At 32.8% G+C, this 12511-nt stretch carries 8 protein-coding genes; 1 reads left to right on the forward strand and 7 read right to left on the reverse strand.

Annotated features, from left to right (window positions below; translation table 11 throughout):
• Positions 1 to 13: 13 nt before the first annotated feature.
• The 6 genes from AC51AA_RS05515 to AC51AA_RS05540 all read right to left on the reverse strand — a co-directional run bounded on the left by AC51AA_RS05515 (position 14) and on the right by AC51AA_RS05540 (position 9243).
• Positions 14 to 2401, reverse strand: coding sequence for a family 20 glycosylhydrolase (locus AC51AA_RS05515; RefSeq protein WP_500704731.1), 2388 nt, complete (start codon positions 2399 to 2401; stop codon positions 14 to 16).
• A 221-nt stretch (positions 2402 to 2622) separates the two neighbouring features.
• On the reverse strand, positions 2623 to 5007 hold the full coding sequence (locus AC51AA_RS05520) for a family 20 glycosylhydrolase (RefSeq protein ID WP_500704732.1): 2385 nt from the start codon (positions 5005 to 5007) through the stop codon (positions 2623 to 2625).
• A 1092-nt stretch (positions 5008 to 6099) separates the two neighbouring features.
• The gene (locus AC51AA_RS05525) at positions 6100 to 7296 is read right to left on the reverse strand and encodes a hypothetical protein (protein WP_500704733.1); all 1197 of its coding nucleotides are present in this window, start codon (positions 7294 to 7296) and stop codon (positions 6100 to 6102) included.
• Positions 7297 to 7334: 38 nt separating this feature from the next.
• Positions 7335 to 8228, reverse strand: coding sequence for a helix-turn-helix domain-containing protein (locus tag AC51AA_RS05530; protein ID WP_500704734.1), 894 nt, complete (start codon positions 8226 to 8228; stop codon positions 7335 to 7337).
• Positions 8229 to 8285: 57 nt separating this feature from the next.
• Complete coding sequence (locus AC51AA_RS05535; RefSeq protein ID WP_500704735.1) at positions 8286 to 8516, reverse strand: hypothetical protein; 231 nt, start codon at positions 8514 to 8516, stop codon at positions 8286 to 8288.
• Between the two features lie 34 nt (positions 8517 to 8550).
• The gene (locus AC51AA_RS05540; protein WP_500704736.1) at positions 8551 to 9243 is read right to left on the reverse strand and encodes a hypothetical protein; all 693 of its coding nucleotides are present in this window, start codon (positions 9241 to 9243) and stop codon (positions 8551 to 8553) included.
• A 340-nt stretch (positions 9244 to 9583) separates the two neighbouring features.
• On the opposite strand from AC51AA_RS05540, the gene AC51AA_RS05545 reads away from it, so the two are divergent.
• Positions 9584 to 11266: a helix-turn-helix domain-containing protein gene (locus AC51AA_RS05545; protein WP_500704737.1), complete on the forward strand. Its 1683-nt coding sequence runs from the start codon at positions 9584 to 9586 to the stop codon at positions 11264 to 11266.
• A gap of 219 nt (positions 11267 to 11485) precedes the next feature.
• On the opposite strand, the gene AC51AA_RS05550 is transcribed toward AC51AA_RS05545, so the two are convergent.
• A complete protein-coding gene (locus AC51AA_RS05550; protein ID WP_500704738.1) occupies positions 11486 to 11809 on the reverse strand; it encodes a hypothetical protein in 324 nt (107 codons plus the stop codon).
• Positions 11810 to 12511 lie beyond the last annotated feature (702 nt).

Raw genomic sequence — 12511 nt, forward strand, 5'->3', positions numbered from 1 at the left:
AATACTTATTCTATTACACCTCTTCCTTTAAAGCTTGAATTTGCTCAGTAGATAAGATCTGATTGAATACTTTTAAATCTTTCATTTTTCCAATAAAAGAATTGTTACCGTCTCCAATTGTGTCTAAAGGAAAAAACAAGGTTTTCATCACCCAAATAGAATCTTTTTCAAAACCTGTTGGGATTTCTTCTCTACTAAGCTTTTTAACCAATTCTCCGTTTAGGTACAAAGTAGTGGAGTTATTATCACCACTTATCACAACGCTAGTCCATTTGTTCTCCGCAATAGCCACACCAAAATCATAATCCTTTCCTTCGTGGGAAAAACCAAGATTAGACGTCTGGCCTTGCTTTAGTTTTACAGTAGCATGATTCGATTGAAACAGCACGGCATTAGGTGCATTGTTTTCTGATGGATTTATTTTAAAACTAACAGTATAATTATAGCCAATCTCTGGGTAAGGAAGTTTTACATAACTATCCTTATTTTTAAGATGCAATACTTTTCCACTTCCTTCAGCAACATAAGCTGCGTTTTGTAGTTTCTTTATTTCTTTATCATTACCCCCTAATTCATAATTGACAACCAAAGAATCCTTAGCCGAAATTTTTCCTCTCAAATTAATTCCTGGTCCTTCATTTATAGCTTTAGCATTATCAGAAAATGTATCAAAATTTACCGTTGTATCAGCACCACTCCACATTTTCTCACCTAGTACCTGAATAGCAGGAAATACCCTGTCGGTAACATCCTGAGCGGTAATACCATTATTGGCCACATCATTCCATACCGCAAACATCCCTCCTCTTATAAAAGGATCGCCCATCTTGAAAACTACCTTTCCAGTCATAACAACTGGTTCCCATTTATCATATAAGTGTTTCAGATTCAAATAATCGTAATAATAACCTGCAGCAGGTACTATATACAGCAAGTTATCAGGAGTACTGATTAAAGGATAACCCAATTCTTTCATTTTTATAGGATTGATAAAATCTTTGGACCAGGCATTCATAGTCACACCTTTCGCCGTCACAGGAGTCGTGCCTTGCGCATGGGTCAAAGAACCCCAAACGCGTACATCTTTACCAAACTTCTGTACGTATTTTATAAAATGGTCGGTAAACTTTCTAAAAGCTTCTGCTTCTTTTTTAGCATATTCATCCGTTCCAATATGCACCTCTTTAAATCGAAACACTGGATCATCTCCTTCCAAATATTCTTTGAATATATTTTCTACTATGGTGTAGGTTTCTGGATTTTTAATATCCAAATGGTCTTTACCATATTCCTTACTGGCAATTTGTGGAAATGCTTTTGAAATCGCCAAAGAATGCGCAGGCACATCAATCTCCGGAATAATATTGATTCCGTAACTCTCGGCTAATACTTGCAAATCAATAAATTCTTTCTTGGTATAAAATTCTCCTTTGGTAGGCAGATGTGGATAAGTCGAACTTTCTAGCCTAAAACCACTATAAGTCTTGTCCCAATCATTATTAAAATGTTGTGCAAAAGCATTATCAGTAAGATGCAACTGAAAATCCCCCATCTTGTAATAGGCCATCATCTTTACATAATCGCGTAAAAAATCAATTGTAAAAAACTTTCTTCCTACGTCCAACATAAAACCCCTTACTTCATATTTAGGGTAATCTCTAGAAATCCCCTTAGACAAAGCACAATGTTTTACGTCTCCTTCTAATAGTTGCAAAATAGTACGTGTTCCCCAAAAGGCCCCTTTGTATTGTGCTGCATTGATCGAAACATACTCTTTAATCGAAAGCGAATAACCTTCCACTCCCAATTCTTCTTTATTCCCCTTTAGCGAGATGAAAATATCACCTGCTTTTGGAGTACCAACAACAATAGCTGGTTTTATTTTGCTTAGATCTAACAAATCCTTCTGAAAAATCTTTGCCGCAGGAGTCAGTACAGCTGCATATTTTGCATCTAATACAATTCTGGACTTAGCGGTCAATACTAAATTACCCTCCGCTCCATGCCACTCTCGCAAGGATGGAATCACAAAAGGTTTCGCATTACTACCTTGATCTTGGTAAGTTCCTTCTACTTTCACCGTATAGGGAATCTCCATAGAAGCACCATCCTTTATCTTACTAGCTTTAAACAGCAAATTAACAGTCATATTTTGCAAGGGCGTAAAAATAGTTCCTGACTGGCTTATTACCGAAAGATTATCCGATCCAATTAATTTCAACTCATATCCTTCAGGGTTAACTGGCATTTTATAAATCGAAGTCCCTTTTGAAATAAAAGGTTCCACCACCACCTTTTGGGCTAAGTATATGGAGTCTGACTTAATCATTTTGGATTGGGCTAATGCCTGCATTGACACCAACAGAGAACATACTACTACCGCAGAAAATTTGTAACTCATAATTAAATTATTACTGTTTTTTTTCAACTGAATTGACGAAAAAGGTATAATAAGACTTTTGCCATTTAGACTTCTCTTCTTAGAAAAAATTACATACTCCAGTACGAGAAGATTTTATCCACCAACGGGTCAATATATAAAGCCAACTCTATAACTCGTTTTTTTTCTTTCGAACGAAAAGGAGTTAACTCTCAAGCCAACTCCATTTAATTCTACTTCTTTTATACCTCTTCCTTTAAAGCTTGAATTTGCTCAGCGGACAAGATCTGATTGAATACTTTTAAATCTTTCATTTTTCCAATAAAAGAATTGTGACCGTCTCCAATGGTATCGAGCGGGAAAAACAAAGTTTTCATTACCCAAATAGAATCTTTTTCAAAACCTGTTGGGATTTTTTCTCTACTAAGCTTTTTAACCAATTCTCCATTGAGGTATAAACTAGTGGAGTTATTGTCTCCGCTAATCACAACACTAGTCCATTTATTCTCCGCAATAGCCACACCAAAATCATAATCGTTTCCTTCATGGGAAAAACCAAGATTAGACGTCTGTCCTTGTTTTAGTTTTACAGTAGCATGATTCGAATGAAAAAGCACGGCATTAGGTGCATTGTTTTCTGATGGATTTATTTTAAAACTAACCGTATAATTATAACCAATTTCTGGGTAAGGTAGTTTTACATAACTCTCCTTATTTTTAAGATGCAATACTTTTCTACTTCCATCAGCAACATAAGCCGCGTTTTGCAGTTTCTTTATTTCTTTATCATTCCCTTTTAATTCATAATTGATAACCAAAGAGTCTTTAGCCGTAATTTTCCCTCTCAAATTAAGTCCTGGTCCTTCATTTATAGTTTTAGCATTGTTAGAAAATGTATCAAAATTTACCGTTTCATCAGTACCACTCCACATTTTCTCACTCAATACTTGAACAGCAGGAAATACCCTGTCCGTAACATCCTGAGCGGTAATACCGTTTTTAGCTACATCATTCCATACAGCAAACATCCCTCCTCTAATAAAAGGATCTCCCATCTTGAAAACTGCCTCTCCAATAACTACTGGCTCCCATTTATTATATAGGTGTTTCAGATTCAAATAATCGTAATAATAACCCGCTGCAGGTACAATATACAGTAAACCATCAGGTGTACTGATTAGAGGATAACCCAATTCTTTCATTTTCACAGGATCGGCATAACCGTTGTACCAAGCATTCATAGTCACTCCCTTTGCCGTCACTGGAGTCGTTCCTTGTGCATGTGTCAAAGCGCCCCACACGCGTACATCTTTACCAAAACCTTGTACGTATTTTATAAAGTGATCCGTAAACTTTCTAAAAGGTTCAGCTTCTTTTTTAGCATATTCATCCGTTCCGATATGCACTTCTTTAAAACGAAACACTGGATTATCTCCTTCCAAATATTCTTTAAATATATTTTCTACGATGGTATAGGTTTCTGGGTTTTTAATATCCAAATGGTCTTTACCATATTCTTTACTGGCAATTTGCGGAAATGCTTTTGAGATCGCCAAAGAATGCGCAGGCACGTCAATCTCCGGGATAATATTGATTCCGTAATTCTCTGCCAATATTTGCAAATCAATGAATTCTTTCTTGGTATAAAATTCTCCTTTAGTCGGCAGTTGTGGATAAGTCGAATTTTCTAGTCTAAAACCACTATAAGTCTTATCCCAATCATTATTAAAATGTTTTGGAAAAGCATTGTCGCTAAGATGCAGTTGAAAGTCACCCATTTTATAATAGGCCATCATCTTTACATAATCCCTTAAAAAATCAATTTTAAAGTATTTTCTACCAACGTCCAACATAAATCCTCTTACCTCATATTTAGGATAATCTCTAGAAATCCCCTTAGCCAAAGCACTATGTTTTGTATCTCTTTCTAATAGTTGTAAAATAGTACGTGTTCCCCAAAAAGCACCTTTGTATTGTGCTGCATTGATCGAAACATATTCTTTAATGGAAAGGTTATAACCTTCCACTCCCAATTCCTGTTTATTCCCCTTTAGAGAGATAAAAATATCACCGGCTTTTGGAGTACCGACAACAATAGCTGGTTTTATTTTGCTTAGATCAAGCAAATCATTCTGGAAAATCTTTGCTGCAGGAGTCAATTCGGTTGCAAATTTTGGATCTAGTACAATTCTGGACTTGGCAGTCAATACTAAATTACCCTCAGCTCCATGCCACTCGCGTAAAGACGGAATCACAAAAGGTTTCGCATTACTGCCTTGATCTTGGTACGTTCCTTCTACTTTCACCGTATACGGAATTTCCATAGAAGCCCCATCCTTTATCTTACTAGCTTTAAACAACAAATTAACAGTCATATTTTGCAACGGAGTGAAAATAGTTCCTGATTGGCTTATTACCGAAAGATTATCCGATCCTATTAATTTCAACTCATATCCCTCAGGACTAATTGGCATTTTATAAATCGAAGTCCCTTTTGAAACAAAAGGTTCCACTACTACTTTTTGGGCTAAGTAAATGGAGTCTGACTTAATCATTTTGGATTGGGCTAATGCCTGCATTGACACCAACAAAGAACATACTACGACCGCAGAAAATTTGTAACTCATAATTAAATTGTTATTTTTTTTAAACTGAATTAGATCAACCAAAATGATTCTAATTGGCTGAAGGGTAAACATACTATTTTTTTTACAGAAAAAACAATAGTAAAATATTGCAACATAAACAATTTGTTACATTTTAACACTTTAACAAAGAATTCTAAGTCAAGATTAATTTAACTACATGGGCTAAATCGTTAATTTTTGAATAATACTGATTCCCCCTAGATACGGTATACCTCACAAGGATTACTGTTAACATATACTTTAAATAAAGGCTATGAAAAGCAAAAGCCATTCATTGTTTGAATGGCTCTTAATTAATTCCGCATATTATCATAAATCGAGAAGACATTTTGAGCTTTTAAATTTGCTCAAATATTTTTCAGAATAATTTATCAACTTACACAGTTAGTGAAAGGCTGCCTAAGTTATATTACCGTTAGATTGAATTATAGACTTTACTGAATTTTTCATTGCATTTTTTTATTTTTATTAATTAATAAATGAGCAATAAAAATTAAAAAAAACATAACAACTAATATTACTATAATACCAATTACATTTATAACCCCTCCTTCATGTGTTCCGTGGGGTATATCAATGATTTTTCCAGATAAAAAAGCCGTGATGGTATAGCTTGTTACTATACTAAAGAGCATTATCAAATAGATAGACTTATTATTATTTGAATCTTTTTTTACATTTTTTATTTTATAAATATGTTTCAACAATTAAACAAATCAATGCCAAAAGCAGTAGATCCTGCCATTGAACAAGTTAAATTCCTTATAAATCTGCACTAGTTCCAACTACAACCCATCTAATAAATTCAAGTTATAATTTGGCCCTGCAGCTTAATACGAATGTAAATAACGTTCCTTTTAAAACATTACGACTTTCCTCATTCTAAACACTATATCTTTAAACTGCCATTATACACAAAACCTGAAAGATGAACGCATTCCATGTCTATTTTATGGTTTAAAAATCAGGTTACGATCCTACTATACAGCTCAGTTCAACCAAAAGAAGAACATAAGCTCGACTAAGTTTACAATACGAACTTTAAACAAAAAACATTCTCCTCTAGAGTCTCTAAAAATCTTTTATATGACGAATTATCCGTTCTAAGGTTTGAATAGCAATTTCCTTATCTTTATCTTCCGGACAATAGGACTTACTACGCATGGAATCATGTGACAATTCTTTTCTCTGAACAGTAGACAGGTGCGGTACAATGGTTTTAAAGACCTGACTCAATGACCGAGCTTTTAAGACCCTTGATTCATCACTAGCACGCAATATAAGGGCCATTTGATCAATAGACAAAGTACATTCTATCTTACTACTTGATTCTATTACTTTAGTCTTTTTATAGATCTTAGCAGACTCAAGAGTCTTGGACATATCCATTTCTTGTTGCCAATAAGCAATTTCATACTTGAACCAATTATCCAACACATATTTAATATTAGGCTGACTAGCATCAAATCCAACCTTCTCATTAGAACCAAGCTGGTGAAACTCTTTATAATAAAGTAATAAACTTTTTATTTTATTGCTAGCGGTCTCTTGCGCATTTAGATCTGAACCAATGCGTTCGGTTAAACATTTAATGTATTTTTGACAATTAAAATTCAAACCAATTAACCACTGATCTAAAGCGGTAAACACCATAGGCTCTTCCTGTGAAAAAGCAAAAGCATCTTCATTTGCTAAAAGCTCTCGCTGATAAAGGATTTCTCGATAAGTCATTTTTGATCTCTGGTTTACTTCTATCGACTTTGTCAAAACTTCCAAAAGAATCTCGATGGTCTTTTTATCAACATCATTATCGTATTGCTTCTCTTTAAGGTTCTGCAACTTCAGTTGTAGTTCATTCCGTACTATCATTACATAAGCTATAGAAACCCTACGATCGAGCTTTAAATAAGTAGAAAAACGGTTTTCAACAAAGGACAGCAATTCATCTAAGTTGTTCGTAATAGTATGAATAATCTTTGGTAAACTGGAGATTGTGAACATTTCATTTTTCTGATGCTCTACAATATGATCCAAGAGAAAAATTAAAGTGGAATGATATTTTCTAACTTGCAATCGAATTTGTCTTCGCTTGCGCAGCGAGAAAATCTCGTTTTTAATTTGAACTTGAATTTTTTGAAACTCTACAATAACATTATCCGAGATAAGAGACAAATCACTTTCTGACAATGTTTGGATATTGGTCTTCTTTGGATTTAAAGTTTGTAATACCAAAGAATCCAACCATTCTAAAGGATAATTTTTACTCATTATACGTCTGTTTAAATTTACAATTAAAACAACGAAAACTAAATATTTTTATGCTTCTCGCTAACATTCGAACGATACTCTGACGGAGAAATAGAAGTCTGCTTTTTAAAAAAAGCACTAAAAATAAACCCAGTACTAAACCCTAATTCTCCTGCTATTTGAGTTATACTCAACCTTGGATCTTCAAGCAAATTTTTAGCCTCGATAATAATTATCTCTTTGATGAGTGTTTTTACCGTTTTGCCAATAATTTCTAATACTGATTTATTTAAATAACCTGGAGTAATACATAGGGTGTCGGCATAAAATTGCACACTATGCTGTTTTTTATAGTGTATCCATAGAAAATTAAAGAAGCGAACTGTTAGTTCTTCTTTTCGTTTAAAAGCTAAAGTATAGTTAGATGTATGCTTCGTATAAACTGATCTTAACACAAAAAGAAATAAATAAAAAGTAATCTGTCTAAATCTGTAGCCAAGATCATTATTATTAGTCTTAGTATCTTCGTTTCCAAAATAAAACAGTTTAGAGGTCATTGATAAAACTAAAAAGTCCTTTTCTTCTAATGTGATTTTTTTCAATATTCTAGAATTAAAAAAATCAACAAAATCAATTAACAACTTACTTTCATGTTTTTGAGATGCAAATTCTGGCGAAAAACAAATTAGAAACAACTGCAACTTGTCTTGAACCTCCATTAAAGAGCAAAATGAATTTTGCGGTATAACCAGCAGATCAAATGCTGCTAAATCCTGCACACTCTCTTCTACCTGAATTTTAAACTTGCCAGATTGTATCAATATCATCGATAAATTGGCTACTAAAAATAGTTCTTTCGCTGATGTTTTGACAACATAATTTTCAATGAAATGAACCTCAATTCCTTCTTGAGATACATCCTTGAATTTATTATTTAAAAGATCTTTAATCATAATTCTAAAACTTAAAAAAAAGCAAATTTCGTAAGTGATACTCTTGGAAAATTGGACTTATATTTTGTCCTTGAATAAGTTTTCCATGAGGATAAAGGCTAAGAAATATAGATTTACTAAGACTGTGGTAAAAACCAAAAAAGCTACTTTTCTGGGGTCATTTTTGTTTATGCCGCCATCAATAATATGCTCAACTATTTCATCATAGCTAAAAAACGCTATGATGAAATAAAGGCTGACTAGATTAATAATGATCAACAATAGATAAAGGATGATTCGTGTTTTCATTTTAAAGAGATCAGGATTAATCAATCGCAATTTTTTAAATAATCTTATCCAGTACCGCTATGATAGAAATTATAGATGTTTCATTGGCTGAAAAGAATGGTTTTACCATTTTATTACCTGCAGACGTATCCCAATCCCTGTCTTTACGCTCAGCTTCAGAATAAAGAGAATACCTCGAAATGGATGTAACCGTTAAGATTGTTTCCTTTTCATCATTATCCAATGTATTACTCGCTATGATTGTATCCTCATAAGAGATTATATAATCATAAGCAACAGTAAAAGTTTGATCTCTTTGAGTAATTAAATTCTGTAGAAAATTGATAATACTCGTTTGTGCAGCAGAACCAAGTAGACTGCTTTGTACTATTTGAATCATATTATTGTCTGGATCCGACATGATGGATTCAACAATCGAATCGTTAAAAGCTATTACACTTTTACTTGTAGACTGATCATTTTCAAGCTGGCTTAAAATATATCTGATTTGATCAGTAGCATCCGTAATGGAATTCGGAAAATGATTTTGCTCCCAGTAATTCGTTAGAGCATCATAATATTGTTTCCCTTTATAATCAAAAGGGTTTGATTTATTCTCAGGAGGGACCAATGCCTCCACCGACTTTGCGGCTATAGTATTTTCAATTTCAGATCTACTTAGATCTGAATCCGTTGAACAAGAAAATAAAAGACATAATAAAACGCTGCATAATAAATAATTTTTCATGATTAAGGGTGTATGAATGTGAATGAGAACATCTTCTCAGTTCATTTCATCCGGATAAGCGGAACTTTTATTTGACACGATGACAAACATTTTCGCTCTTGAATTCGAAACAAAGCTATCCTATAGAAAAGTCTCTCACAACACAACTACTATGGATTTACAGTATTTCAAGTATGGATTTATAATAAATCCATATCTCTTTTTTTGTAATATAATTCACTATAATTCAATTGTTTATATTAAATTTGAAATAAGCTTACGTAAATTTATCATAGTATATTAAAAGTAACTGCTATCGATAGTTTATTGATTAATTATGGTCCCCAAAACTACATTTCTCATGAGTCGAAATCATTTATTACTATTGCTACTATGCATTTCTCAATTTGTCACAGCACAAAAAAAAAATTATAAAGTACCTGACTCTTTGCAAAATAAGAGTTATGATTATTTGGATGAGAGAGCCTATGAATTAAAAAAAGACAGTTTAAATGCTGCTGTTTATCTATATGCCTATTTACACAAGGCCAAAAATGAACATAATTGGAAAGAGATTGTCAACGGATACCAGAGCCTATTACATCTAGCACCAGATAACTTAAGGTTGGTATATGCAGATAGCATGGTGTATGCAGCAAAAAAAACAAATGATAATACCGTAATAGGATCGGCATATTTGTCAAAAGGAATAGCCAATTATGCGCTGAAACAGCAAAACCAGGCTCTTGATAATTATATTACTGCCAACGAGTACATTTCACAAACAAATGACAAATACCTAATTTATAAACTAAAGTATCATATTGCCTTGGTCAAATATTACCTAGGCTATTACGAAGAAGCCATTTCACTGTTAAAAGAATGCATTTCCTTTTTCAAAAATAAAAATCATCGTGCCTATTTACACTCCTTGCATTCCTTGGGATTGTGTTACAACAGAGTAGGAAATTATGGACTCTCAAATGAAACAAATATTTTAGGTCTGGCAGAATGCAAAAAACTGGACGTTAATGAAATGAAAGTTTATTTTATTCATTCCCAAGGCATCAATGAATATTTCAATAAAAATTACTCATCAGCCATCAAAAATATTGAATCCACAATCGAGGAACTAAAAGAAAAGAAGGATTTTGCAAATGAATCCGTAGGCTATTTCTACATTGGAAAAAGTCACTGGGAGGTCAAAAAATATGAAAAGGCAATATTCTACTTTGAAAAAGTAGATCAACTCTTTAACAATAAAGGCTATCTACGTCTCGATCAAAGAGAAATATATGAATTGCTAATCAACTACTATCAAACCAAAGACAATGATCAGTTGGAATTATACTACGTGAAACAATTACTGAAAGCCGATACTGTTCTTAATGAAACTTTTAAGTACTTGGTGGGAAAAATAAATAAAGAATACAACACAAAAGAGTTATTCATTAAAAAGGAAAAACTAGAGGACCAACTTATTAAAAAAAGTCACAATTATTCTGTCCTGATTGGCTTCACCTCGTTACTTTTTACAAGTTTTACTTTCTTAACTTATCGGTACTTCAAAAACAGAAGGCTCTACAAACAAAAATTTGATGAACTAATGCTCAAAATAGCCACTGCTGAAGATAAACCCCAAGCCAAACAAAAAAATGACAAAACATCGACTTTGGACATTAATCAGGAAACTGTCTCTGCCATCTTAAAACAATTGGACAAATTTGAAAATGGGAAGAAATTTTTAGAAAAAGATTGGACACTTTCAAAACTATCGACTGCTTTAAATACTAATCCGAGCTATTTATCGCTAATAATTAACCATTATAAAAATAAAGGTTTCAATGAATATATTAGTGATCTTAAAATAGATTACATCATAAAACTATTACACACTAATACACTTATACAGAAGTATAACAATGAGGCATTAGCCAAGGAAGTTGGCTTTAGTAGCAAAGAAAGATTTGTTAAGGCTTTTAAAGCAAAGACAGAAATAACACCTAGCTATTTTATTGAGCAGATAAAAAAAGAAAATCAATAATTTTAATTTCTGAGAAATATAAAGAGACTATCCGAATTTTCAAAAATTGACCGAACACCAACATCTTCTTTATTTAAGTAAGTTCTTGTCTACAGGTCGCTACGATTTCATAACAAAATCGTACTTTCTCAATGTACAAAATACCATTATCAATAATAATTTGAAAGTAGCCTTCCTTTTCTGAACTAGCTACTATCAATACAAATGAACTAATTATAGTTACAACTTTTTTTTCTTTCTCTCCTCTTTTCTCTTCCTCTCTTCTTCTTTCTTTTCAAGAAATATTTTTACATCCTCTTCTGTTATTTCGCTAACCATTTGAAAAAATTTAATAGCAGAAATATTAAAATAGGCACAATAAATATAAAGTGTTTCCATTGTAATATTTCCTTCAAGTTCATTTCTACCCATATTATGAGCTGAACCAGTCATTTCCTCCAAATCAGTATTAACATTGGCCTGCGTAACATCCTTTAGCTTGCGAAGCTGCTTTAATACTAATATTATAGCAATTCTAAAATGTAAAAAATTATCATCCGTCATAGTCAAGTAAAAAAAAGATAAAAAAAAATCGTTTTCAACTACTTATAAGTAATTAAAAACTGTATATTTGTATGGTACAGGGGTTTATGAATTATATAAAATCTGTACTTTTGCGATACTTCTAATAAAATATATGAAGCATTCGCTTTGAATCTTGCTTAGAAAAACTGGACACTTTTTTAGCACACAAGATGATAAGTGTAAATGCTCACGCCTTTAAATCGGCGTGGGCTCACTTATTTGCGTGCGGGTAGTCCAGTAAATCCTTCTAAGCAATAAGCTGAGTTCCATGCCCTTTTTTTATGCCAAAAAATCAGGTACAACTCTTCTTAATTCATAGCACTTCCATTTTTTTCCAAAGTCTCGCAATAAGCAACATCAAACCTTTGAATTAGTTCGATGGGAAACACACTGTCCGAATCTAGCCGCAAGACGATAACGGCATTGTGACTTCCCATCATTAACATTTAAACTCAAATGCCTATGAAATGAATCGCTTCAAATCCAAATTGAAACTTCAAATTCAATTTTTATAGTAAATAAAATAGTCCTCTATCTCGTCACCAAACTAGTATAGAGGACCGTAGCTAATAAAAACTATCGTTTAACTAACCAACCCAATATTATGAATAATTTTTCATTTTACAAGGATGGAAGAGCTCTTTATTGCCTATTCTTTTTAGGTTTTATTTTTTCTTCCAG

The organism is Flavobacterium sp. OHVDL-2026-0007, assembly GCF_059882335.1.